A 23,484-nucleotide genomic window follows, 5' to 3' on the forward strand; every position below is an offset into this window, starting at 1 on the left:
GCGATGACCGACGACGCGCTGGTCGTCGGCTCGGGGCCGAACGGCCTCGCCGCCGCGGTGGCGCTGGCGCGCGCCGGCGTAAGGGTGCGCGTCGTCGAGGCGCGGGACACCATCGGCGGCGGCCTGCGCACGGCACCCCTCACCCTGCCCGGGTTCGCGCACGACGTCTGCTCCGGCTGCCATCCGACCGGCGTCCTCTCGCCGTTCTTCCGCGCCCTGCCGCTCGCCGAGCACGGCCTGCGCTGGTGCCGGCCGCCGGCCTCGGTCGCCCACCCGCTGGACGACGAACCCGCGGTCCTGCTGCGGCGCTCGCTCGCCGCCACCGCCGCCGAGCTCGGCGCCGACGCCGCCGCCTATCGCGGACTCCTCGCGCCCTTTCTCCGCGATCCGCACGGCCTGCTCGCCGATCTCTTCGGACCCCTCCGCCTGCCGTCGCATCCCGTCCAGATGGCGCGGTTCGGGGCATTCGGCCTGCTGCCCGCGACCCTGCTGCTGCGCGTCCGCTTTGCCCAGGCGCGGGCGCGCGCTCTGCTCGCCGGCTGTGCCGCGCACTCGATCCTGCCGCTCGAGCGCCCGCTCAGCGGCGCGGTGGCGATGCTCTTCGCGCTGACCGGGCACGTCGATGACTGGCCGGTGGCCGCCGGCGGTTCGCAGGCGATCGCCGATGCCCTCGCCTCCTACCTGCGCGCGCTGGGCGGCCGGATCGAGACCGGCGTGCGCGTGCGCCGGCTCGCCGATCTGCCGCCGGCCCGCGTCGTCCTCTTCGACACCAGCCCGGCCCAGCTCGCCGACGTCGCGGCGCCGCTCCTGCCCGCCGGCTACCTGCGGCGCCTGCGCCGCTATCGCTACGGACCCGGCGTCTTCAAGCTCGACTGGGCGCTCGACGGCCCGATTCCCTGGCGCGACCCGCGCTGCCTGGACGCGTCGACCGTGCACGTCGGCGGCACGCTCGAAGAGATCGCCGCCGCCGAGGCCGCCGTCTGGCGCGGCGAGCATCCGGCGCGGCCGTTCGTCATGGTCGTGCAGCAGAGCCAGTTCGATCCCAGCCGGGCGCCCGCCGGCCGGCACACGGGCTACGCCTACTGCCACGTACCGGCCGGCTCGGAGGTCGATTGCACCGCGGCGATCGAGGGACAGCTCGAGCGCTTCGCGCCCGGCTTTCGCGACCGCATCCTGGCGCGACATCGCATGACGACCGCCGACCTGGCGCGCGACAATACGAACTACGTCGGCGGCGCGATCACCGGCGGCGTCGCCGATCTCTTCCAGTTCTTCACCCGCCCGGTGGCCCGCCTCGATCCCTACTCGACGCCGCACCCGCGCCTGTTCATCTGCTCCGCCTCCACGCCGCCCGGCGGCGGCGTGCACGGCATGTGCGGCTACTTCGCCGCCCGCAGCGCCCTGCGCCGATTGCAGCGCCTGCCGGCCACCGTCGCCCCGTTGTCCTGAGCACGGGCGCCGGGCGGGCGAGCGCGCGGCCAGCCCAGTGTGCTAGACCGGCGACGTCGAGAGGAGAGGACATGAAAGCAGCCGTACTGGGGTTGTGTCTCTTCATCTCCGCCGCCACCGCGCTGGCGCAGTCGGACGCCAAGATCAAGGCGATCCGCGGCGCCAACCAGGCGGAAGAGAAGGCCCACAACCTCGCCTCGGGCATCCACAAACGCGAGCTCGCCGGCGACGGCGGCGCGCCCGGCGAGGGCGCCAAGGAGGGACGGCCGAAACCGACGCCCGACGACAAGTAGCCTGCCGCGCCGGCCGCCACCGCCGCCGCCATGCCCCCGCGGCCCACCTACCTCCTCACCCGTTTCGCCATCCTGCGCCTGCTGGCGCTGGTCTACGCGGTCGCCTTCCTCGTCCTGATCAACCAGGCGCAGCCGCTGCTCGGCGCCGGCGGCCTGCTGCCCGTCGCGCGCTTCCTCGCCCACGTGCGCGACGCCGCCGGCTCCTCCAGCGCCGCCGTCCTGGCGCTGCCCACCCTGTTCTGGATCGACTGCAGCGACGCCACCCTGCTCGCCGCCGCCTGGCTCGGCCTGGCGCTCTCGCTGCTCGCCCTGGCCGGCATCACCAACGCCCTGCTGCAGCTCGCGCTGTGGGGCCTCTACCTGTCGTTCGTCCAGGTCGGCCAGCTCTTCTACGGCTACGGCTGGGAGACGCAACTGCTCGAGACCGGGTTCCTGGCCGTCTTCCTCTGTCCCTTGCGCGGCCTCGGCCCCTTCCGCAGCGCGCCGCCGCGCCTGGTGATCTGGCTCTTCCGCTGGCTGATCATGCGCATCATGCTCGGCGCCGCGGCGATCAAGCTGCGCGGCGATCCCTGCTGGCGCGATTTCACCTGCCTCGTCTACCACTACGAAACGCAGCCGGTGCCCAACCCGCTCAGTTGGTGGCTCAATGCCCAGCCGCGCTGGTTCCACGTCGCCGGCGTCGCGGTCAACCATTTCGTCGAGCTGATCGCGCCCGTCTTCGTCCTCGGCCCGCGCCGGCTGCGCGCCTTCGCCGGGATCTGCTTCATCGCCTTCCAGGTCATGCTGATCCTCAGCGGCAACCTCTCGTTCCTCAACTGGCTCACCATCGTGCCGGCGCTCGCCTGCTTCGACGACGCCGCCTTCGCCCGGCTCCTGCCGCGTCGCTCGCGCCGGCGCGCGCTCGCCGCCGCCGCGGACCGCCAGCCGTCGGCGCCGCAACGCGGCGCCGCGATCGCCCTGACGGCGCTGGTGGCGTTCCTCAGCATCAACGTCGTCGCCAATCTGCTCTCGCCCCGCCAGGCGATGAATCGCTCGTACGACCGGCTGCACCTGGTGAACACCTACGGCGCCTTCGGCTCGGTGGGACGGGAGCGGGACGAGGTGATCCTGGAGGGCACGAGCGACGACCACGTCGGCCCCGACACGCGCTGGCAGGAGTACCAGTTCCCCTGCAAGCCGGGCGACGTGACCCGGCGGCCCTGCGTCATCTCCCCCTACCACTACCGCGCCGACTGGCAGATGTGGTTCGCCGCCATGTCGCAGGCGAGCCGCGAGCCGTGGTTGATCCACCTGATCCATCAACTCCTGCGCGGGGACCCGGCGGGGAAGCGCCTGCTCGCCGTGGACCCCTTCCCAACGCAGCCGCCGCGGTTCATCCGCGCCCAGCTCTACCGCTACCAGTTCACCCGCCCCGGCGACGGCAGCCCCGACTGGTGGCGTCGCACCTTCATCCGCCCCTACCTGCCGCCGGTGGGACGCGACGATCCCGACATCGCCGCCTACCTGCGATCCCTGGACCTCGACGACGAGCCGGGGGACCGCCCCGGCCGTGAAATCGGCGCCGGGACTTCGTAGAGTCGCCCGCGTGCCTCCCGACCCGCCCCATCGCGCGTACTACCGCTCCGTCGCCGGCAACTGGCAGGGCCCGCTCGATCTCGCGCTCACCGATTGGAACGCCTTCCGCGCCAGCGCGCTGCGCCGCGCCGATCGCCTCCGCCTGCTCTCCATGCTGCTCACCGCGCGCCTGCTCGGGCCCTGCCGGCTGGAGACCAGCGTCGACGCCAGCGGCGCCGATCGCGATCTCATCGTGCACACGACGCGGGTGACCAAGTGGGGGATCACGCTGATGCGCAGCGTCGAGCACATCGCCCTCGCCGCCGACGGACGCGGCGCCCGTATGCGCATCGAGATGCGTCTCGCGCCGGCGCTCTGGCGCACCCGCGTCGAGTCGGACACGCCGGTGGTGGTGACCGCCGCCGGCGACGGCGCGAGCTACCGCTTCGCCTGGCTGGGCGCCGCGATGCGGCAGGAGGCGGCGCGCAGCGCGGACGGCAACCGGGTCATGCTCACCCAGACGACGGCCTTCTCGCGCGGCGTGCAGGTCCTCCAGCGGCACCCCCCTGCCTGAGGGCGAGATGCGCGAGCGCGTCTGCTCTTCGCGCTGTCGATTCCCGGGGGCCCCGACCGACGATGGGATGACCGGCGCCCTCGCGGCGCCGGAGCCATCGCGCCATGGAGAGGAGTGAGGAATGAGCAGGGTCCGGGTACTGGTAGGCACGCGCAAGGGCGCGTTCGTGCTCGAAGCCGACGGCACGCGGGACGACTGGACGGTCAGCGGCCCGCACTTCGCCGGCTGGGAGATCTACCACCTCAAGGGATCGCCGGCGGAGCCGGATCGGCTCTATGCGTCGCAGAGCAGCGCCTGGTTCGGCCAGCTCGTCCAGCGCTCCGACGACGGCGGCCGCACCTGGCAGCCGGTCGGCAACCAGTTCGCGTACGACGGCATCACCGGCACCCACCAGTGGTACGACGGCACGCCGCATCCCTGGGAATTCGCCCGCGTCTGGCACCTCGAGCCGTCGCTCGGCGATCCCGACCATGTCTACGCCGGCGTCGAGGATGCCGCGCTCTTCGAATCGCGCGACGGCGGCCAGAGCTGGCGCGAGCTCTCGGGCCTGCGCCGCCACGGGTCCGGCCCGCGCTGGCAGCCCGGCGCCGGCGGCCTGTGCCTGCACACCATCCTCATCGACCCCGGCAACCCGGCGCGGCTCTACATCGCCATCTCGGCGGCGGGCGCCTTCCGCAGCGACGACGGCGGCGCCACCTGGCAGCCGATCAACCGCGGCCTGCGCTCCGAGGGAATTCCCGACCCGGAGGCCGAGGTCGGCCACTGCGTCCACCGCATCGCCCTGCACCGGCAACGGCCGCGGGTGCTGTTCATGCAGAAGCACTGGGACGTCATGCGCAGCGACGACGGCGGCGACACCTGGCGCGAGGTGAGCGGCAACCTGCCGACCGACTTCGGCTTCCCGATCGACCTCCACGCCCACGAACCGGACACCGTGTACGTCGTGCCGATCACCAGCGACTCGCACCATTACCCGCCGGACGGCCGGCTCCGCGTCTATCGCAGCCGCAGCGGCGGCGGCGACTGGGAGCCGCTGACCCGCGGCCTGCCGCAGCGCGACTGCTACGTGAACGTGCTGCGGGACGCCATGGCGGTCGACGCGCTCGATGCCTGCGGGCTCTACTTCGGCACCACCGGCGGCCAGGTCTACGCCTCGGCCGACAGCGGCGACACCTGGGCGCCGATCGTGCGCGATCTGCCGCCGGTCCTCTCGGTCGAGGTTCAGACCCTGCGATGATCCGCATCGTCCTGCCGGCGCATCTCCGCACGCTGGCCGGCAGCGAGCGCGAGGTGCAGCTCGCGGTCGCGGGGCCGGTCACCCAGCGCGCCGTGCTCGACGCGCTGGAGGCGCGCTACCCGATGCTCGCCGGAACCATCCGCGACCGCGTCACCTTGCGCCGCCGCCCCTTCGTCCGCTTCTTCGCCTGCCAGGAGGACCTCTCGCACGATCCGCCGGACACGCTGCTGCCGGCCGCCGTCGTCAGCGGCGCCGAGGCCTTCCTGATCGTCGGCGCCATGGCCGGCGGCTGAGCGCGTCTCCGCTCCGGAATCTTAACCGGAATCTTAACCCGCCCTCCGTTCCGTCGCCGCCGCGGCGCGGCGTACACGCCAGCGCAACGGATCGACGCGATGGCGAGCTCCCCACGGCCGACGGCCCCGATGCCTCCGGCAGCACCCGACCGGGTGACCCTGCCGGCGGAGCGCGCCTTCGTCGTGCAGCTCCGCGCCGACGCCGACCCCGGCGGCGGCGTCGTCCGCGGCCGCATCGAACACCTCACCACCGGCCTCGCCGCGGTGTTCGAGTCGGTCGAGGAGCTCGTCGCACACATGCGCGCGGCGCTGCGCTCGAGCGCCGCGCCGCCCACCACGGAGGACACCGAATGAGCCGTTTGTCACGCTACGCCGCGCCGCTGGCCCTGGCCGCCGCCGCCCACCTCGCCCTGCTCAGCCAGGGCGGCATGCTCGGCTGCACCTTCGAGGCGCCGACCGGCGCCCAGGTCGACGACGACATGGACGACCCCAATTTCTACACCTGCCAATGCCGCTGCAGCGCGCCGGTCACCACCACCGTGCGGGTCGCGGCGCGCTTCGACGATGCCGAACAGAGCCCGCAGCGGATCGACGACACCGACGGGGCCACCGACCTCGACCTCGGCGTCGTGTTCGGCGCCCTGCGCTTCGGCAGCGTCGTCATCCCGCCGGGCGCGACGATCACCGCCGCCTCCCTCCAGCTCACCGCCGATCAGGCGTTCAGCAGCAGCAACGCCACGGCGTGCACCCTGACGCTGTTCGGGGAGGCGGTGGACGACGCCCCCTCCTTCGGCGCCAACTTCGCCAACCTCGCGGCGCTCCCCAGGACGACCGCGTCGGTCCCCTGGGCGGTCCCGGCGTGGGTGGTCAACGCCTCGGGCCCGGCCCAGCGCTCGCCCGACCTGCGGGCGATCGTGCAGGAGATCGTCAACCGGCCGGGCTGGGCGTCGGGGAACGCGCTCGCCCTGCTGCTCGCCAGCAGCGGCGGCCGACGCGAGGCGGAGTCCTACGACGGCAATCCCAACAAGGCGGCGGTGCTCGAGATCGCCTACCGCATCGCCACCGACCAGGCGCTGAACGTCTGCATGCCGGCGTCGCTCAATCCCAACCTGCGCGACGGCAACGGCATGCCGCAGGCGGAGCCGAGCGACATGGCGCTCCAGAACGACTGCGCCGGACGGGTCGAGACGACGCTCTCGCACATGGCGCAGGCGTGCGACTACCCGGCGCAGTGCGAGTGCGACGCCGAGATCGGGTCGCGCAAGTTCAACGCCGTCTGCAACGATCCCTGCGCCGCGGTGCCGCTCGATCCGAGCTGCGCCAACTTCGATCCGGTGGGCGGCACCACCACGGCGACCAACGCCCCGGGCGACGCGCCGGTCTGCGCCGCGACGCGCAATGCCGCCAGGAGCGGACCGAGCGCGCTGTCCGCCGCCGCCTTCGGACAGGTGAGCGAGTGCCTGGTCGAAGGCCCGGCGACGATCGAGATCGGCGACGAGGACAAGGAGTCGCGGGCGCGCGGCGTCGTCGAGCTGACCGGCCGGCCGTGTCCGGGCGCCCAGTGCGCCCTCGGCCTCGCCTACAATCTCAGCCTCGACAAGATCACCTTCGCCGTCCGCTTCCACGCCGACCCGGTGTTCGAGGATCTCGCGTCCTCGGGCAACAGCACGCCCGGCGCGGCGGTGATCGGCGCCAGCGGCCTCGGCACGGTCGCCCCCAACCAGGCGCAGAGCTCGTTGCGCGGCCGGCGCAGCAGCACCACCAGGGCCTACGTGCTGCCGAATCCGAACGACATCGGCGTCTTCGTCGACTGGCGCCATCACACCTGCGCCCTGTTCGGAACCGTCGCCAGCACGGCGGATGGCGAAACCAACGGCGAGGAGCAGCTCGCTGCCGAGATCAGCGCCAGCGGGGACATCGTCAACCAGCCGCCGCGCGCCGTCGCCGGGGCCGACCAGCGGATCGAGTGCGCCTCGCCGGCCGGCGCCAGCGTGCTCCTCGACGGCCGCGCCAGCAGCGACGCCGACGGCAATCTCGTCCGCCTGTCGTGGACCCGAGAGAGCCGCAGCGGCCCGCGGCTCGGCAGCAGCCCCACCCTCCTGCTCACCCAGCCGATCGGCGAGACGCGGTACGTGCTGCGCGCCCTCGACGATCTCGGACAGACCGACGAGGATGCGACCCGCGTCGCCGTCCTCGACAGCACCGCGCCCTCGGCCAGCCTCAGCGTCAGCCCGGCGGTGCTGCACAAACTGACGCCGGCGCTGGTCCCCGTGACCGCGACGATCCGGACCAGCGACCTCTGCGACCCGCAGCCGATCGTCCGCCTCAAGTCGATCACCAGCAACGAGGGCGATCTCGCCGACGCGACCCACACCAACCCGGACATCCAGGGCGCCGCCTTCGGCACCGACGATCGCCAGTTTCAGCTCCGCGCCACGCACCGCGTGCCGAACCGCGGTCGCCTCTACACGATCACCTACGAGATCAGCGACCACTCGGGGAATGTGACGACGCGTCTGGCGACCGTCTCGGCTCCGTATCTCTACGTGCTCCCGTACAACCCGTGGCGCTGAGCGGATGCGAGGCGGCGGCGATCGCCGCCGCCTCCCCTGGCGGGCCGCGGCGCCGGCGCTGCCGGGCTAGCGGGCGAGAAGCTGGCGGGCGGCGGCGATCTCGGGGGCGTTGGCGGGGCGCGGCGCGAACCACTCGTGCGCCTGGCGCAGGCGGGAGAGCCCCTCGACGCCGCGCCCCGTCCGGTCGTAGTGGCGTGCCAGGGCGACCGCCGCCCGCAGCTCGAGCAAGCGCGCCCCCTGGGCGCGGGCGACCGCCAGCGCCTGCTCGAGCGACGCCTCGGCGGCGCGCTCGCTGGCGCGGGAGGCCCGCCCGCCCGGTCCGCCCCCGGCGAGGAGATGGCTGTGGCCGATCAACACCGGCGCCAGGTGCACGCGCTCGCCGCTCTCCTCGGCGACCGCGATCGCCTCGTCATAGCGCCGCGCCGCGCTGGCGCGGTCGCCCTCCAGCAGGTCGGCCGTCGCCAGCATCCCCAGGTACGACGGGCGCATCAGCGCCGCGCCCGTCTGCTCCACGGCCGCGATGCCACGGCGCATCAGCGCGATGCCGTCGGCGACGCGCCCCTGCATCACCTGGCTCCAGCCGCAGATGGCCATCGCCATGCCGAGCACGTGCGGGAAGCCGTGCTCCTCGGCGAGCTGCATCGACTCGCGCAACAGCGCCTCGGCGCCCGCCCAGTCGCCGAACAGTTGTCGCGACACGCCGGCGCCGTAGCAGGCCCAGGCGAGCGAGAAGACATCGGGCAGCCGGCGGGCCAGCGCCAGGCCGTCGCCATCGAGCGCCGCCGCCTCCTCCAGGTCCCCCTGCAGCGCGCGCGTCCAGGCCAGCCACAGGGCGCACGCCACGCCCGGGTCGTAGCCGCCGTAGACCCGGGCGTGGGTCGCGTGCTGCGCCGGATCGTAGCCCGCCAGCCCGCGTTCGAGGTGGGCGGCCGACTCGGCCAGCGCGCCGGCGTGGAACAGCGTCGCGCCATGCCCGTAGTGCGCCTGCACGACGAGGTGGCGGTCGGCGCCCGGATCGGCCGCATGGCGCAACAATTCCTCGCCGAGCTCGCGCGCGACCGCCAGCGCGCCGCGCACGTGGTGGTACGACAGCAGGCCACGCAGGACCGGGAACACCTCCGCGGCGCCCCGCAACTCGCCGCACAGCGCCCGCGCCCGCGCGTAGTCGCGCTCGGTCTCGGCCGCGGCGTAGCCGCTGGTCGCCATGTGCAACGTCGCCCGCGTGACCACCAGGCGCAGCTCGCGCGCCGCACGATCGGCGACCGCGCCGGCATCCGCCAGCGCCGCCAGCGCGGCGCCGCAGTGCCCGACGGCCTCGTGCGGCGCCTGGTTGGCGAGCGCCGCGAAGGCCGCCAGTTGGTGGTACTCGAGGGCGCGCGGGCGCTCGCGGCCGCGCGTGAAGTGCATCGCCAGTTGCGCCGCGTGCTCGCCGGCGCGGGGCCCGAACCCGGCTTCCTCGCGCAGCCCGACGGCGCGGTGCATCCGCACCCGCCGCGCGGCGCCGATTCGCTGGTAGAGCACGTGGCGGTACAGGGCGTGGCGGAAGCGATAGCGGTCGCTGATCGTCCCGTCCGGCCATTCCGCGGCGCCGGCGTCGGCGATCAGTCCGCCATCGCCGGCCAGTGCCTCGCAGGCGTCCTCGACGACCTCCAGCGGTTCGCCGAGCGCCGCCGCGACGCTGGCGACGGTGAACGGGTCGCCGGCGACGCTGGCCGCCTCCAGCGTGCGCTGCGCCGCGGCGGAGAGCGCCTCGATGCGGCGGGCGATCAGCTCCTGCAGGCCGACCGGGACGTGCTCGGCGAGCCCGTCGAGGCTGCCCTCGCCGTGCCAGCGACCGTCCCGCCGGACCAGCAGCCCCTTGCCGACGAGGTCGTCCAGCAGGTTGATCATGAACAGCGCATTGCCCTCGCTGCGCTCGTGGATGCGGGCCGCGACCCGACGCAGGTCCTCGGCCGGGAGGCCGGGAAAGCGGCCCTCGACGTAGCGGGCGACGTCGTCGGGCGAGAGCAGCTCGAGCGCCAGCTCCTGGCACTGGCCGCTGGCGCGCAACTCCTGCAGGAAGGGGCGCAGCGGATGCTGATGGGCGATCAACTCGGCGGCGCGGGTCGTGGCGACGATCAGCAATCGCGCCGGCTCGCGTCGGCCGGCGACGAAGCGCAGCACATCCACCGTCGCATGGTCGCTCCAGTGCAGATCCTCGAGCAGCAGCGCCAGGGTGCGCGTGCGGGTGAATACGTCGAGCGCTTCGCCGAGCTCGCGCAGCCTGCGCGTGGGGCCGGCGCCGGCCGTGCGCCGCTTCACCGACGGCCGGGCCGCGAGCGCCGGCAATTGACCCGCCCAGCTCGGCGCGTGGCGGCGCAGCACCCGCGCCAGCTCGTCGCCGCGCGGCGCGCGCAGCAGACGCCCCATGGCGTCGAGCAGGGGCAGGTACGGCTCGCCCTCGCCGTACTGTTCGAGGCACTGGCCGCGGGCCACCCAGACGCCGGGGTGGCGCGTCAGCTCCTCGGCGAAGTGGTCGACGACCGCCGTCTTGCCGATCCCCGCCTCGCCGCTGACCACCAGCAGACCGCGCGCCCCCTCCTCCGCCCGCGCCAGGGCGCGGTGCAGCGCCGCCAGCTCGCCGTGGCGGCCGACCAGACCAGGCGCGCCCGCCGCGCTCGCCGCCGCGCCGCGCGCAATGCCGCCGATGAAGCGATACCCGGTGCGGCCGACGGTCTCGATGTAGCGCGGCGCCGCCACCGGATCGTCCAGGGCCTCGCGCACGGCGCGCACCGCGACCTTCAGCACCGCCCTGGTGACCGCGGTACCCGCCCAGACGCGCGCCAGGAGCTCGTCGCGCCCGACCACCTCGCCCGGCCGGGCCGCGAGGTAGGCGAGCACGGCGAGCGGCCGGGGCTGCAGCGCCACCGGCGCGTCCCCCTTCCAGAGGCGCACGGCGTCCTGGTCGAGCCGGTACGGGCCGAAGGTGATGGCGTTCGTCGGGCGGTTCATCGCGTGCCGAGGGGTCGCCCAGGTGAGGAAGCGCGGGGCCGGTAGCGCTCAATCACGAGCGCGGAGCGCGGGCAAGGTTCTTTTTCCCCCTGCCCACGGAGGCCCGCGCTGGCGGCGCCGCGCCGGCGCCCGCGGCGTCAGGCGCCGAACAGGTGATGCAGCCCCGCCCACGTCAGGGCGGCGATCAGGGGCTGCATCTTTCTCGCGCCCGCGACGGTAGGACTGCATGGCGCTCGAAGAGCAGCTCCTCCTCGCGGAAGAGCGACCCAGCGCAGCGGTGCGCTGCGTCCCTCGCCATGTGGCCCCGCGCTGGTGACGAGTCGGGCGGCGGCCGCCCGCTCACCCGGCCAGGGCGGCGCGCCGGCGCTGCAGGAAGCGGGTGACGGCCGGATCGCGCTCGAGGCCGATGGCCCGTTCGTAGGCCGCGTCCGCCGCGGCGCGCTCTCCGATATCGGCCAGCAGACGGGCGCGCGCCGCCCAGTAGGGCTGGTAGTCGGCCAGGCGGCGCGCGTCGCCGATCGCATCCAGCGCCGCCAGTCCGGCGGCGGCGCCGCGCCGCTCCGCCACCGCCACGGCGCGGTTGACCGCCACCACCGGCGAGCCCGTCATCTCCAGCAGCAGATCGTACAGGCGCTCGATCGCCTCCCAGTCGGCGCCGCCGCCCCGGCGCCGCACCACGTGCGCCGACTGCACCGCCGCTTCGAGCTGGTAGCGCCCGAGGCCCGGCAGGGCGCTGGCCCGCCGCAGCAGCGTCTCCGCCTCGTCGATCAGCGCCCCGTCCCAGGCGGCCGGATCCTGCTCGGCCAGCGGGACGTAGTCGCCGTCGGCGTCGCGACGCGCCGCCCGCCGGGACTGCGCGTAGAGCATCAGGGCCAGCAGACCGAGCGCCTCCGCCTGGTCGGGCAGCAGCGACGCCACCAGCCGTCCCAGCCAGATGCCCTCGTCGGCGAGGTTGCGCCGCCGCGCCTCGGTGCCGGAGGGATCGGACCAGCCCTCGCAGAAGGCGGCGTAGATCGCCTCGAGGACGGCGTCGAGGCGCTCCGCCATCTCGCCGCGGCCGGGGACCTGGAACGGGATGGCGGCGTCGCGGATCTTGCTCTTGGCGCGCACCAGGCGCTGCGCCATCGTCGCCGGCGAGACGAGGAAGGCGGAGCCGATGGCGGCGGCGTCGAAGCCGAGGATGGTCTGCAGGATGAGCGGCGCGCGCACGCCGGCGGCGATCGCCGGATGCGCGCAGGCGAACATCAGGGCGAGGCGCTCGTCGGGCAGCGCCGGCTGCGCCGCCGCCGCGGCGACCTCGTCGGCCATCAGTCGGAGGTGGGCCGCCGCCTCGCTGCGGCTGCGCCGCCGCCGCGCCGCGTCGATCTGGCGGCGGCGCGCCACGGTCGTCAACCAGGCCTCGGGGTTGCGCGGCACGCCGTCGCGCGGCCAGTCGGCGAGGGCGCTGGCGAACGCCTCCGCCAGCGCGTCCTCGGCGCCGGCGACATCGCCGGTGCGCGCCGCGAGATAGGCGACCAGCTTGCCGTAGCTGCGCCGCGCCACCGCCGCCGCCGCCGCGCGCGCCGCGCCGCCGTCGCCCTCGTCCATGCGGAGCGGCGCCCGGCTACGGCAACGGCCAGATCGGCCGCACCTCGACGACGCCGCGGCTGGCGCTCGGACAGCGCGCCGCCCAGGCGAGCGCGGTGTCGAGATCGGGCACGTCGATGATGTGGAAGCCGCCGAGCTGTTCCTTCGCCTCGGCGTAGGGCCCGTCGACGACCGTCGTCCTGCCGTCGACCAGGCGGACGCTGGTGGCGGTGCCGGCGCCGCGCAGGCGCTCGCCGCAGACGTAGATGCCGGCCTTCCTCATGGTTTCCGCGTAGGCGGCACAGGTCGGCATGCGCTCGTCCATCCTGTCCACCCGTTCCGCGTCGTCCTCGTAGATCAGCAGCATGTACCGCATGGCGTCTTCCTCCTACGCCGTCGTCGTTCGCGCCTGGCGGCAATCGACACTGCCGCGCCGGCCTTGCCCAAGAATTCGCTGCTCCGCGAGGCAGCCCCAGGTTGTTAGGTTGCTACGTTGTTAGTTGTTAGGCCTGAACGGCCTCTGAGACTAAGAACCTAACAACTAACAACCTAGCCCGGATTATTCACACTTTCGACGGCGCGGCCAGTGTTCGAGGCGTAAAGGGCGCCAGATGAGGTGCGGCAGAGCGGCGAGCGGGGTGTAGCGGGTCAGTGAGCGGCAAGTGCGGGTCGTAGGTAGACCGCGGATGATCCCGAGAGACGCGATGAGATCAAAGAAGCGCGCGGACGACCCGCGCACGGACATAGCACCGCCGTGCGCCCCGATCGGGGCGCCGCGGCGAGCGAGGTTTCAGCGAGGGGGAGGCGGGGGCGTGCGGCTATCCCGGCGCGCCGAGGGGGGCCATGTGGGTGAGGACGCGCTCAAACAGCGCCTGCCCCGGCCACCCGCTGGCGAGGTGGAACCACACCCGGCGCACCGAGCGGTGAACGCGGGCGCCCACTTTGAACAGACGCCCGCGCAGCGTGGCCATCGTGCTGCGGGCCAGCTCGGTCCCGACGAGCACGCGGCGGCGGAAGAGCACTGCCAGGTTGTACGCGTACGCATGCAGTTGGAGCCGGAAGGCATTGGCGCGATAGGCCGCACACGACAGCCGATCGGCGGCCAGATCGTTCTTGAGTTCCTTGATGTAGTTCTCGGCCTGCCCGCGTTGCTCGTACCAGTGGAAGATTTGCTGAGCCCGGCCGCGGCGGTTGGTCACCACGAAGCGCAGATTCCGTCCCTCGGCGGTGCGTTCGATCTTGGCCACCACGCGGCGCGGGCGGTGCCAACTGTGGGCTTGGTAGGAAAAGCTGGCATACAGCCGCACGCGCGCCCCGCGCCGTTCCCAGAGCGCTTCGGCCTTCTCGCACAGCGGCTGCACCAGGGTCTGCAGTCTGGAGTTGCGGGCAAAGCCGATCGCGTAACGCAGCCCGTGGCGCTCGGCATACGCGAGCAGATCGGGCTTGGCGAACTCCCCATCGGCGCGCAGCGCCAGCGGCTGGGCGGGACCGAAGTGGCCGCGCAGCCGCGCCAGCAACGGGCGCAGCAGCGGGATCACCTGGCGGCTCCCCATGGCGTTGCCGGGCCGCAGCCGCGAGCCCAGCAGCAGCCCGCTGCGCCCGTCGAAAATCAGCACGGGGTGATACATGTAGCCGCCGTAGTGCTGATTGAAGAACGTGAAGGGCTGCTGGCCGTGGGTCGGATCCTCGGTGGAATCTACATCCAGGATGATCTCGTCGCGCGGACCGCGCGGTTCATAGCGACACAGCCATTCGGTGCCCTGCGTCTCCAGCAGCCGGATCGACTCCCACGCGACCCCGTTCTCCAAGCGCGACAGCGTCGGCTGCGACGCCAACGCGGTCAGGCCGCGCGCCGCCACCGTGCACAGCGTCGGATCGCGCCGCAGCGCCGTCGCGTCGTTGGCGTCCTCGTAGCCGGCGGCAATTTGATACAGCCGCTGACGCAGCAGCGTCAGCAATTCGTGCTCGGTGAACCGCGTGTCGCGCGGGTCGGCGATCAACGTCGGCAATGCTGCCGTCACCCCGACCCGCTCATCGAATTCCCGCAGCAGCACCAAGCCCGCATCACTGGTGATCTCACCCCCATCGAATGCCACCGCCAGCTTCGGTGCGAATTGGAATTGGAATCCCGATCCGCTACGACACTCTGTAGCCACCGCCGCTCCTCCTCTCTGCTTCGATCAAGAGTCTCGCAGCCCTTGTCTGTAGCAGATTTCAGAGGTGCACGGTGGCTTTCTACTTTAGTAACCGTGAATAATCCGGGCTAGCAACCTTTCTTGGGCAAAGCCTATCGCGCCGCCGCCGCTGGAGGGAGGCACAGGACGCGGGCGCGGGCGGGCACGCAGGCCCACCCGCGCCGGCGATCACGGGCAGCCGCCGAGGGCGTTGTTGACGGCGGCGATCAGCTCCGCGATGCCGACCTGGCCATCGCCGTTGCTGTCGAAGCCGGGGCAGCGGTCGACCCTCTCGTTGCCGAGCGCGATGTTGACGCCGAGCACCAGCTCGTTGATGCCGACCGCGCCGTTGCCGTCGCAGTCGCCGGCGCAGGTGGCGCCGCCGGTGGGCGTCGCCGTCGGCGTCGGCGAGGGCGACGGCGTGGCCGTCGCCGGCCCCTCGGTCGGGGTCGGCGTGCTGCTGCCCGGGGCGGCGGTCAGCACGACGCTCGACTCGTCGTAGGCGATGCCGAAGGTCTGGCCGCCGAGCTCGAAGGTCGCCCCATTCGGCAGCCCGGCGAAGGTGCCGCTGACCCCCTGCCCCTGTTGCAGCACGAGCAGGGTGTAGCTCTGTCCGTTCGGCGGCACGCTGCCCAGGGTGAGCGACAGCGTGGCGCCGCCCAGGGCGACGGCGCCGTTGACCACGATCTCGTCGTAGCCCGTGCCCGCCGTCGGGCCGTTGATCTCCATCGCCAGCGTCGCCCCGCTCGCCAGGCTCAGACCGCCGCACCCGAACACCGCCGTGCCCGGGCCCGGGGACAGGGTGCCGCCGCTCTCCACCGTGCACGATCCGGCCGTCGACCCGCTGCCGCGCAGCGTCGCGCCGTCGCGCACGGTCACCCCCGCGGCGCCGCCGATGAACCCATCGAGCTGGAGCGTGCCGCTGCTCACCGTGGTGCCGCCGGCGTACGTCGCGGTGCCGCTCATCACCACGACCCCGGCGCCGGCGACGGTGATGCTGCCGCTGCCGCCGACGGCGCCGTCGATGGTCAGCACCGCCGGCGCGTCGAAGGCGCGCACGTCGATCGCGGCGTTGACCGTAACCGGGCCGCTGATGCTGGGCGTGCCGTAGGCGAGGATGCCGCCGCCCTCGAAGACCAGCGGCTCGGCGAGCGCGAAGCTGCTGCCGGGCGCGAAGGACAGGTTGCCGCCCTTGACGGTGGTGCCGCCGCCGGCGCTGCCCAGGGCCATGGCGTCGGCGAGGTAGAGCGCGCCAATGTGGCTCGTGGTGGTGCCGCTGTAGGTGTTGGCGCCGCCCAGGGTCAGCGCTCCGACGTTGGTCTTGCGCAGATCGCCGGCGCCGCTGATGACGCCGGTGACCAGGATGTCGCCGAGGGTATTGAAGGTCAGGGTGTGGGCTCCGAGATCGATGTCGGCCTGGATCCGCGTCTGCCGACCCGACGACGCGATGGTGGCCTGGGCGCCCAAGAGCAACGGGATCCGCCACACCAGGTTGGGATTACCGGTGCCGGGGTTTGACAGCGTCGCCGACCCTTCGAGGTTCACCGGCTTGCCGGTGAAGGCGTAGTCGCCGGCGCCCACCTGCGTCGCGATGTCGAGAAAGGTGACGTGCAGGCCGTTGAGATCGTTGTCGGCCGCGTAGGGAGCGTCGAGGGCGGGGAACTCGAGCTGGACGCCGGCCTCGTTGTCCTTCGGCGCCGTGCCGTTCCAGTTGGCGGGGTTGGACCACTTGCCGTCGCCGCCGCCGCCGGTCCAGGTGTAGCTGGCGGCGCCCGCCGCCGACGGGCCGGCGAGCGTCAGCAGCGCGACCAATAGCCACCCGCCCCGCCGCCGCCCGCGCTCGTTCACGCCGTCGCCAGTCCGATCCCGTCGCTCGCTCCGCATGCGCTCTCCCCGCTGGCGGGCATGATTGACCAGTCGCCCGCTAGTGGCAACGACTACCAACCCCGCGACCGGTTCCGCCAACGCGCCCGCCCATGGACGAAGCCGGCCGGAATGTGCTCCAGAACCGGACATGACTGAATCGCCGCGCGACGGCATGGTCCGGCTCACCCACATCATCTACGCCCTGCACGCCTTCAGCGCCGTCATGGGCGTCATCTCCTCGGCCGCCATCGTCACCGCCTTCCTCACCGGCTGGCCCTCGATCCTCGCCGTGGTGCTCAACTACGCCCGCCGCGGCGAGGTGCGCGGCACCTATCTCGAATCGCACTTCCGCTGGCAGATCCGCACCTTCTGGTTCGCGCTGCTGTGGGTCGTCATCGCCGTGCTGGCGTTCGCGACGGTCATCGGCATTCCGTTCGCCTGGCTGCTGGTGGTCGGCACCGGGATCTGGGTGCTGTATCGCATCCTGCGCGGCTGGCTGGCGCTCAACGACGGCCGCGCCATCGGCGCGTGAATCGGCGGGCTCGACGCATGCGCATCGCGACCTGGAACGTGAATTCGCTGAAGGCCCGGCTCGAGAAGGTCACCTGGTGGCTCGAGCGGGCGCGGCCCGACGTCCTGTTGATGCAGGAGACCAAGCTCGCCGACGGCGACGTGCCGGCGCTGGCCTTCCGGGCCGCCGGCTACGAGCTGGCGCACCACGGCGAAGGGCGCTGGAACGGCGTCGCCATCGCCAGCCGGGTGGGGATCAGCGGCGTGACCAGCAACTTCGGCCACCCGCTGCGCCCGGCGCGCACGGCGGAGGTCGGCGACGACGAGCCGCTCGCCGAGGCGCGGATGATCGCCGCCACCTGCGGCGGGGTGCGCGTCGTCAGCATCTACGCCCCCAACGGCCGCGCCGTCGATTCGCCCTTCTACCGCGCCAAGCTCGCCTGGTTCGACCGCCTGGCCCGCTGGCTCGCCGAGGCGGCGCGACCCGACGAGCCGCTGGCGGTGGGCGGCGATTTCAACGTCGCGCCGGCGGACGACGACGTCTGGGATCCGCACCTCTGCCGCGGCGGCACCCACGTCTCGCCGCTCGAGCGCGCCGCCTTCGCCCGTCTCTGCGACTGGGGCCTGCGCGACGCCTACCGTCTGCACCACCCGGAGCCTGGGCGCTACACCTGGTGGGACTACCGCGCCGGCAGCTTCCACAAGAACCACGGCATGCGCATCGATCACCTGCTGGTCACCGAACCGCTGGCGGCGCGCACCATCTGGGCGGAGATCGACCGCGAGGCCCGCAAGGGCAAGCCGGTGCCGTCCGACCACACCCCGCTGGTCATCGATCTCGACCAGCCCGGGGTCCCCTTCGACCCTGGCTGGAAGTCGGCGGCCGGCCGCATCGCGGCTCGCCAGGCGGCGACCGGCTGAGCCGCCTCCCGGGCCAGCGCGTTCCCGCCGCGGGAGTGCGCGCGCTCCTCGACGCGACTCAACCGAGGGTGGAGGCGTCGGCGGCGCGCGCATGCGACAGGTCGCGCGGCAGGACCACCCGGAAGGTCGATCCCTCCCCGACCGCGCTCTCGACCGTGATCGACCCGTGCAGCAGGTCGAGCAGCTTGTGCACGACGTACAGCCCCAGCCCGACCCCGGAGACGTGGGCGGTGTCGACGTCGCCGCCCTGGCGGAAGGGCTCGAAGATGATCGGCAACACGTCGGGCCTGATGCCCGCGCCGGTATCGGAGACCGCGATTTCCACGCCCGCCGGGTGCGGCCGCGCGCTCAGCGTCACGCTGCCCTGGGCGGTGAACTTGAACGCGTTGCCGAGCAGATTGCGCACGATGACCTTCAGCTTCACCGGATCGGTGTGCAGCGTCGGCAGCCCGGGCGCGAGATCGAGCTTGAGCGGCACGCCCGACTTCAGCCCCAGCGACCCGGCGTTCTGACCCAGCGCCTGGAGCCACTCGTCGAGCGTGATCGGTTCCACGTCGAGCGGCGCCAGGCCGCGCTCCAGGCGGCTGAGATCCAGCGTCGCGTTCACCATCTCCAGCAGGTCGCGGGCGCTCGCTTCGATCCGCCGCACCACCTCGCGCTGCTCCGCCGCCAGGGCGCCGAACTCGTCCTCGCGCAGCAGGTCGGCGTATCCGAGGATGATGTTCAACGGCGTGCGCAGCTCGTGCGACATGGTGGCGACGAAATCGGACTTGAGCCGGTTCGATTGTTCCAGCTCCTGCCGCACGCGCGCGTGCTCGAGGGCGAGCGACGCCATCTGGGCGATGCCGCGCCCGATGCGCACGTCGACGGCGGTGAAGGCCGCCCGCGCCTCGCGCCGGCTGGCGACCTGCACGCCGATGATCTCGTCGCCGCAGCGCAACGCGATGCAGAGCTGCCGGCTGGCGCACTGTTGCGGCGTGCAGAGCAGCTCGATCGCGGTCGGCTCCCGCTCGATCACGTCGTCGGTCTCGAGCTGCCCGAGCAGCTCCCGCATCGTCGCCAACGGCACCGCCATGGCGCGGGCGATCGACTGTTCCTCCGGCGCGGCGCCGGACGTCGCGATCGGCCGGAACACCTGCGAGTCGTGCTGCCAGAGCAGCGTGTGACTCGAATCGCAGCACAGCACCTCGGCCGTGACCTCGCACAAGGTCGCGAGCAGCGCCGGCGAGGCCAGGGTCGTGATGAGCGTGCGGCCGACGCGGTGCAGCGCCGCGGCGACGGCGTTGTCCTCGGCCAACGTCGCCGCCACCCGCCGCCGCTCGCGCCGCACCGCGACGTCGCGCAGCTCCCGCTCGATCGCCGGGCAGAGGCGGGCCGGGGCGCCCTTCATCACGTAGTCGTGCGCCCCCGCCTTCATCACCGCCACCGCGGTGTCCTCGCCGATCGCTCCCGAGACGACGATGAAGGGCAGGTCGAGGCCGCACTCCTGCAGCACGCGCAGGGCCTCGAGGCCGCTGAAGCGCGGCAGCTCGTAGTCCGAGAGGACGCAATCCCAGGCGCCCTCGGCGAGGGCGGCGCGCAGCGCCTCCGCCGTTTCGACACGCTGGGAGACGGGCGCATAGCCGCCGCGGCGCAGGTGCGCCAGGACCAGCGCGGCGTCGTCCGGGGAATCCTCCACCAGGAGGACGCGCAGCGGGATCGGCGTCGTCTCGCGGCTCACGCCACCCCCCCGTCCTCGGGGGCCTCTCCGCCCCCGCCGAGGGTGAAGGAGAAGGTGGCGCCGCGCCCCGGCGCGCCCTCGCCCCAGACGCGGCCGCCGTGGCGGGCGATGATGCGCTGCACCGTCGCCAGGCCGATCCCGGTGCCCTCGAACTCCGACTCCGAGTGCAACCGCTGGAAGGCGGTGAACAGGCGGCCGGCGTACGCCGGGTCGAAGCCGGCGCCGTTGTCGCGCACGTAGTAGATCGTCTCGCCGTTCTCCTCGTTGGCGCCGAACTCTATCTCGGCGCAGGGCACCCGACTACTGTATTTCCACGCGTTGCCGATGAGGTTGTCGAGCGCGATGCGCAGCAGGTGGGCATCGCCCACCGCCGTCAGCCCCGGCTGGATCCGCACGTCGACCCGGCGCCCCGGCGCCGTCGCTTGAAGCTCGCCGACCACCGCCCCCGCCAGGGCGCTCAAGGACAGGGGCTGCCGTGACATCCGATGCCGGGTGACGCCGGCCAGGCTGAGCAGGTCGTCGATCAGATGGCTCATTCGCTCGCTCGCCGCCTGGATGCGGCCGAGGTGCCGCACCCCGTCGGCGTCGAGCTGGGCGGCGTGGTCCTCGCGCAGCAGCGTGCAGAAGCCCTCGATCTGCCGCAGCGGGCTCCGCAGATCGTGCGATACCGAGTAGCTGAACGTCTCCAGCTCGCGCATCGCCGCGTCGAGCAGCGCCGTGCGCTCCGCCACTCGCCGCTCGAGCTCGGCGTTGAGGGCGCTCAACGCCTCGGCGCTCCGCTTGACCTCCAGGTAGAGGGTGCCGTTCTCGTACACGCGACCCGCCAGCGAACCGATCATCCGCGCGTGCCGCGCGTCCTCGTCGCCGAACTCGCCGCCGCCGACCTTGTCGGTCAGACAGAGCCAACCGTAGATGCGCTGCAACGACGAGACGCGGACGGCGAGCAGCGAGCGGAACGGCGGATAGGTCTCGGGCAGGCCGACCGCCGCGGCAGTCAGCCCGTCGGCGCCGCGACGGATGCAGGTCTCGTTGCCGAGCAGGGTCGCGAGCAGACCCGCCTCCGGCGGGGGCGGCGACAGGCGCGCCGCCAGATCGGCGGCGATGCCGCTGGCCAGGTAGTAATGCCACTGGGGGGAGCCGTTGCGGGTCATGGCGATGGTGGCGTGGCAGGCGCCGACGATCTCGCGCGCCGAGCGCGCGACGCTCTCCAGCAGGCGCACGGGATCGCGCTCGCTGGCCAGACGCTCGCTCAGGTCCAGGAGCCCGCGCAGGCGCCGGTTGGCGCCCTCCAGCTCGTCGACCTTGCGCGCCAGGGTGTCGCTCATGAGTTGCAGATGCTCGCGGCTGAACTGCGGCGAGAGGGCGGCGCGCGCCGGCGGCCCGCCGCGCAGCGCGTCGGCGACCGCGGCCAGGATGTCCTCCGGTTCGGCGGGCTTGGCGAGGATCTGGCTCACGCCGCACTGGGCCGCCAGGGCGCGGGCGGCGGGCTCGGGGTAGTGGGCGGTGTAGAAGACGACCGGCGTGGCGGCCAGCGCCGGATCGCCGCGCAACTGGCGGACGAGCTCGAAGCCGTCCATGACCGGCATCAGGAGGTCGGTGATCACCAGGTCGGGGTGCGTGTCGCGGGCGCGGGCGAGCGCGTCGGCCCCGTCGGCGGCCTCGACCAGGCGATGCCCGGCGTAGCCGAGCAGCGCGACCAGCAACTCCCGGTTGGCCGCGAGGTCGTCGACGATGAGGATCGTCGCCACGTCGCTAGCCCCTGCCGGCGTCCACCCCGGCGGCGCGCGCCACCGCGGCGATCTGCTCGACGAACGCCGGCGGCACGATGGGCTTGGCGATGTAGAGATCGAAACCGGCCGCCAGCACCGAGCGGCGGTCGCCGACCATCGCGGAGGCGGTGACGGCGACGAGAGGAATGTCGCGCATCGCCGGGTCCGCCTTCAGCCGGCGCGCGATCTCGAGACCATCGACGTCCGGGAGCTGGACATCGCAGACGATGATCTCGGGCCGCTCGCGGTGAGCGCTGGAGAGCCCGGCCATCCCGTCCATCGCCAGGCGCACCTCGTGTCCGAAGGCATGCAGCAGGTAGCGCATCAGCTCCAGGCTCGCGGGATCGTCCTCGATCACCAGGATGCGCGCCATCGTCGATCAGCCTTCCCCCAGCCGCAGCGAGAAGCGGCTGCCGCGGCCCTGCGTGCTCTTGACGTCGATCCGTCCGCCCAGCAGCTCCGCGAGCTTCCGGCTCAGGTACAGACCCAGACCTGTACCCTCGCGGCGACGGCGGTCGCCGAGGCGCTGGAAGGCTTCGAAGAGTCGCCCGATCTCCTCCGGGTCGATGCCGATCCCGGTGTCGGCGACGTGGATCGTCACCCCCGCGCCGACCCGCTCGGCGGTGATCGCCACGTGGCCGCTGTCGGTGAACTTGATCGCATTGCTCACCAGGTTCATCACGATCTGACAGAGGGCGCGGCGATCCGTGCGCAGGAAGACGTCGCCGGCGGGCATCCGCAGCTCGCAGGCCAGCCCCTTGGCCGCGGCCAGCGGGCGCGCCGTCTCGGCCAGGCTCTGGAGCACCTCGCGGCAGCTCACCGCCTCGATCTGGAGCTCCAGTTTGCCGGCCTCGATCTTCGCCAGGTCGAGAAGGTCATTGATCAACGACAGAAGATGCCTGGCGCTGCCTTGCACCGTGAGGAGCTGGCGCTCCTGATCGTCGGTCAGCGGCCCTGGAAGACGCATGAGCAGCGTGCCCGTGAAGCCGATGACGGCGTTGAGCGGCGTTCGCAGCTCGTGACTCATCGTCGCCAGGAACAGGTCCTTGGCCCGGTTTGCCCGCTCCAGCTCGATGTTCTTCTCGTGCAGCATGCGTTCGAAGCGCTTGCGTTCGGTGATGTCGCGGATCGAGCTGCTGACCAGCAACTCGTCGCCGGCGCCCAGGGGACTGAGACTGATCTCGACCGGAAACTCGCTCCCATCCTTGCGGACCCCGTAGAGATCAATGCCGGCGCCCATCGGGCGCAGGCGCGGATTGGCCAGATACCGAGCCCGGTGCAGGGGATGCTCCGCGCGGGCGCGGCGGGGGACCAGCACTTCGACGGAGCGGCCGAGCAATTCGGCCCGCTGGTAGCCGAAGAGCGATTCGGTCTGCGAGTTCACGAGCACGATCTCGCCGGTCCGGTTCACGATCACCATCGCATCCGGCGCCGACTCGAGGAGGGCGCGGAACCGCTCCTCGGCGCGCCGGCGTTCGCTGACGTCGCGGATGGCGCTGGCCACCAGCACGCCGTCGGCGGTGACGATCGGGCTCAAGCTCACCTCGACGGGAAACTCGCTGCCATCCCTGCGCAGGCCGAACAACTCCAGACCGGCGCCCATGGCGCGGAAGCGCGGGTCGGCCGCATAGCCGCTGCGGTGCAGGAGATGCCGCTGGCGCAGGCGCTCCGGGATCAGCATTTCGACCGATTCGCCGATCATCGCCTCGCCGGCATGACCGAAGATCCGCTCGACCTGCGCGTTCACCAGGACGATGCGCCCCGCCGCGTCGACCACCACCATCGCATCCGGCGCCGAATCGAGGAGTTGGCGGAACCACTGCGCCGACCGCTTGGCTTCACCGAGCGCCGCTTCGAGGTCGTCGATGCTCTTCATCATCCCAGACCCCGGACATTCCCACGAACGGGAAGGTCCGCTCGGGGGAATTATTCCATGTTCTCGGAAGAAAGCACGATCTTTTCGACCCCTGGCGGTTCAACGAGGGCATCGGCGC

At 72.7% G+C, this 23,484-nt stretch carries 19 protein-coding genes; 10 read left to right on the forward strand and 9 right to left on the reverse strand.

Translation table 11 applies throughout. The features are described from left to right. Positions 1-3 precede the first annotated feature (3 nt). From KF840_23275 to KF840_23310, 8 genes are all read left to right on the forward strand, one after another. The gene (locus KF840_23275) at positions 4-1,449 is read left to right on the forward strand and encodes an NAD(P)/FAD-dependent oxidoreductase (GenBank protein ID MBX3027827.1); all 1,446 of its coding nucleotides are present in this window, start codon (positions 4-6) and stop codon (positions 1,447-1,449) included. A gap of 71 nt (positions 1,450-1,520) precedes the next feature. Next, positions 1,521-1,742 (forward strand): hypothetical protein, encoded by a 222-nt coding sequence (locus tag KF840_23280; protein MBX3027828.1) that lies wholly within the window; start codon positions 1,521-1,523, stop codon positions 1,740-1,742. A gap of 30 nt (positions 1,743-1,772) precedes the next feature. Then, entirely contained in the window at positions 1,773-3,317 is a 1,545-nt protein-coding gene (locus tag KF840_23285) for a lipase maturation factor family protein (protein ID MBX3027829.1), read from the forward strand. A gap of 10 nt (positions 3,318-3,327) precedes the next feature. Then, positions 3,328-3,870: a hypothetical protein gene (locus KF840_23290; protein ID MBX3027830.1), complete on the forward strand. Its 543-nt coding sequence runs from the start codon at positions 3,328-3,330 to the stop codon at positions 3,868-3,870. 121 nt (positions 3,871-3,991) lie between these two features. Then, positions 3,992-5,107 (forward strand): exo-alpha-sialidase, encoded by a 1,116-nt coding sequence (locus KF840_23295; protein ID MBX3027831.1) that lies wholly within the window; start codon positions 3,992-3,994, stop codon positions 5,105-5,107. Beyond that, complete coding sequence (locus tag KF840_23300; GenBank protein MBX3027832.1) at positions 5,104-5,400, forward strand: MoaD/ThiS family protein; 297 nt, start codon at positions 5,104-5,106, stop codon at positions 5,398-5,400. Before KF840_23295 ends, KF840_23300 begins: the two co-directional genes overlap by 4 nt. A gap of 129 nt (positions 5,401-5,529) precedes the next feature. Further along, positions 5,530-5,754 carry a hypothetical protein gene (locus KF840_23305; protein ID MBX3027833.1) on the forward strand — a complete coding sequence of 75 codons (225 nt, stop codon included), beginning with the start codon at positions 5,530-5,532 and terminating at the stop codon, positions 5,752-5,754. Then, complete coding sequence (locus KF840_23310; protein MBX3027834.1) at positions 5,751-7,973, forward strand: hypothetical protein; 2,223 nt, start codon at positions 5,751-5,753, stop codon at positions 7,971-7,973. Before KF840_23305 ends, KF840_23310 begins: the two co-directional genes overlap by 4 nt. Positions 7,974-8,039: 66 nt before the next feature. Here KF840_23310 and KF840_23315 read toward each other — a convergent pair whose 3' ends face one another. The 5 genes from KF840_23315 to KF840_23335 all read right to left on the reverse strand — a co-directional run bounded on the left by KF840_23315 (position 8,040) and on the right by KF840_23335 (position 16,588). Next, entirely contained in the window at positions 8,040-10,964 is a 2,925-nt protein-coding gene (locus tag KF840_23315) for an AAA family ATPase (GenBank protein ID MBX3027835.1), read from the reverse strand. A gap of 339 nt (positions 10,965-11,303) precedes the next feature. After that, positions 11,304-12,551: an RNA polymerase subunit sigma-70 gene (locus KF840_23320; protein MBX3027836.1), complete on the reverse strand. Its 1,248-nt coding sequence runs from the start codon at positions 12,549-12,551 to the stop codon at positions 11,304-11,306. 16 nt (positions 12,552-12,567) lie between these two features. Next, positions 12,568-12,906 carry a YciI family protein gene (locus KF840_23325; GenBank protein MBX3027837.1) on the reverse strand — a complete coding sequence of 113 codons (339 nt, stop codon included), beginning with the start codon at positions 12,904-12,906 and terminating at the stop codon, positions 12,568-12,570. Positions 12,907-13,348: 442 nt separating this feature from the next. Next, positions 13,349-14,626 carry an IS1380 family transposase gene (locus KF840_23330; GenBank protein ID MBX3027838.1) on the reverse strand — a complete coding sequence of 426 codons (1,278 nt, stop codon included), beginning with the start codon at positions 14,624-14,626 and terminating at the stop codon, positions 13,349-13,351. Between the two features lie 267 nt (positions 14,627-14,893). Continuing rightward, complete coding sequence (locus KF840_23335; protein ID MBX3027839.1) at positions 14,894-16,588, reverse strand: autotransporter-associated beta strand repeat-containing protein; 1,695 nt, start codon at positions 16,586-16,588, stop codon at positions 14,894-14,896. A gap of 130 nt (positions 16,589-16,718) precedes the next feature. Here KF840_23335 and KF840_23340 point away from each other — a divergent pair, with 130 nt between their 5' ends. Both KF840_23340 and xth read left to right on the forward strand, forming a co-directional pair. After that, the gene (locus KF840_23340) at positions 16,719-17,102 is read left to right on the forward strand and encodes a hypothetical protein (protein MBX3027840.1); all 384 of its coding nucleotides are present in this window, start codon (positions 16,719-16,721) and stop codon (positions 17,100-17,102) included. Positions 17,103-17,119: 17 nt separating this feature from the next. Further along, positions 17,120-18,001, forward strand: a complete 882-nt coding sequence (gene xth / locus KF840_23345) for an exodeoxyribonuclease III (GenBank protein MBX3027841.1) — start codon at positions 17,120-17,122, stop codon at positions 17,999-18,001. Positions 18,002-18,059: 58 nt separating this feature from the next. Here the strand turns inward: xth and KF840_23350 are convergent, their stop codons facing one another. Genes KF840_23350 through KF840_23365 form a run of 4 tightly spaced genes read right to left on the reverse strand, consistent with a single transcriptional unit; the run spans position 18,060 to position 23,369 of the window. Beyond that, entirely contained in the window at positions 18,060-19,721 is a 1,662-nt protein-coding gene (locus KF840_23350) for a response regulator (protein MBX3027842.1), read from the reverse strand. Continuing rightward, the gene (locus KF840_23355) at positions 19,718-21,469 is read right to left on the reverse strand and encodes a response regulator (protein ID MBX3027843.1); all 1,752 of its coding nucleotides are present in this window, start codon (positions 21,467-21,469) and stop codon (positions 19,718-19,720) included. Before KF840_23355 ends, KF840_23350 begins: the two co-directional genes overlap by 4 nt. A 4-nt stretch (positions 21,470-21,473) precedes the next feature. Beyond that, on the reverse strand, positions 21,474-21,863 hold the full coding sequence (locus tag KF840_23360) for a response regulator (protein ID MBX3027844.1): 390 nt from the start codon (positions 21,861-21,863) through the stop codon (positions 21,474-21,476). A 6-nt stretch (positions 21,864-21,869) separates the two neighbouring features. Further along, complete coding sequence (locus KF840_23365) at positions 21,870-23,369, reverse strand: PAS domain S-box protein (GenBank protein ID MBX3027845.1); 1,500 nt, start codon at positions 23,367-23,369, stop codon at positions 21,870-21,872. Positions 23,370-23,484 lie beyond the last annotated feature (115 nt).

The organism is bacterium (assembly GCA_019637795.1).
Classification (GTDB): Bacteria; Desulfobacterota; Binatia; order HRBIN30; family CADEER01; genus JAHBUY01.

Excerpts from the sequence above, each read along its gene's own strand:
- KF840_23295 (MBX3027831.1), top strand. The coding sequence starts at position 3,992 with ATGAGCAGGGTCCGGGTACTGGTAGGCACGCGCAAGGGCGCGTTCGTG.
- KF840_23280 (MBX3027828.1), top strand. The coding sequence starts at position 1,521 with ATGAAAGCAGCCGTACTGGGGTTGTGTCTCTTCATCTCCGCCGCCACC.
- KF840_23325 (MBX3027837.1), bottom strand. The coding sequence starts at position 12,906 with ATGCGGTACATGCTGCTGATCTACGAGGACGACGCGGAACGGGTGGAC.
- KF840_23360 (MBX3027844.1), bottom strand. The coding sequence starts at position 21,863 with ATGGCGCGCATCCTGGTGATCGAGGACGATCCCGCGAGCCTGGAGCTG.
- KF840_23300 (MBX3027832.1), top strand. The coding sequence starts at position 5,104 with ATGATCCGCATCGTCCTGCCGGCGCATCTCCGCACGCTGGCCGGCAGC.
- KF840_23335 (MBX3027839.1), bottom strand. The coding sequence starts at position 16,588 with ATGCGGAGCGAGCGACGGGATCGGACTGGCGACGGCGTGAACGAGCGC.
- KF840_23310 (MBX3027834.1), top strand. The coding sequence starts at position 5,751 with ATGAGCCGTTTGTCACGCTACGCCGCGCCGCTGGCCCTGGCCGCCGCC.
- KF840_23275 (MBX3027827.1), top strand. The coding sequence starts at position 4 with ATGACCGACGACGCGCTGGTCGTCGGCTCGGGGCCGAACGGCCTCGCC.
- KF840_23340 (MBX3027840.1), top strand. The coding sequence starts at position 16,719 with ATGACTGAATCGCCGCGCGACGGCATGGTCCGGCTCACCCACATCATC.
- KF840_23320 (MBX3027836.1), bottom strand. The coding sequence starts at position 12,551 with ATGGACGAGGGCGACGGCGGCGCGGCGCGCGCGGCGGCGGCGGCGGTG.
- KF840_23305 (MBX3027833.1), top strand. The coding sequence starts at position 5,530 with ATGCCTCCGGCAGCACCCGACCGGGTGACCCTGCCGGCGGAGCGCGCC.
- KF840_23365 (MBX3027845.1), bottom strand. The coding sequence starts at position 23,369 with ATGATGAAGAGCATCGACGACCTCGAAGCGGCGCTCGGTGAAGCCAAG.
- KF840_23315 (MBX3027835.1), bottom strand. The coding sequence starts at position 10,964 with ATGAACCGCCCGACGAACGCCATCACCTTCGGCCCGTACCGGCTCGAC.
- KF840_23285 (MBX3027829.1), top strand. The coding sequence starts at position 1,773 with ATGCCCCCGCGGCCCACCTACCTCCTCACCCGTTTCGCCATCCTGCGC.
- xth (MBX3027841.1), top strand. The coding sequence starts at position 17,120 with ATGCGCATCGCGACCTGGAACGTGAATTCGCTGAAGGCCCGGCTCGAG.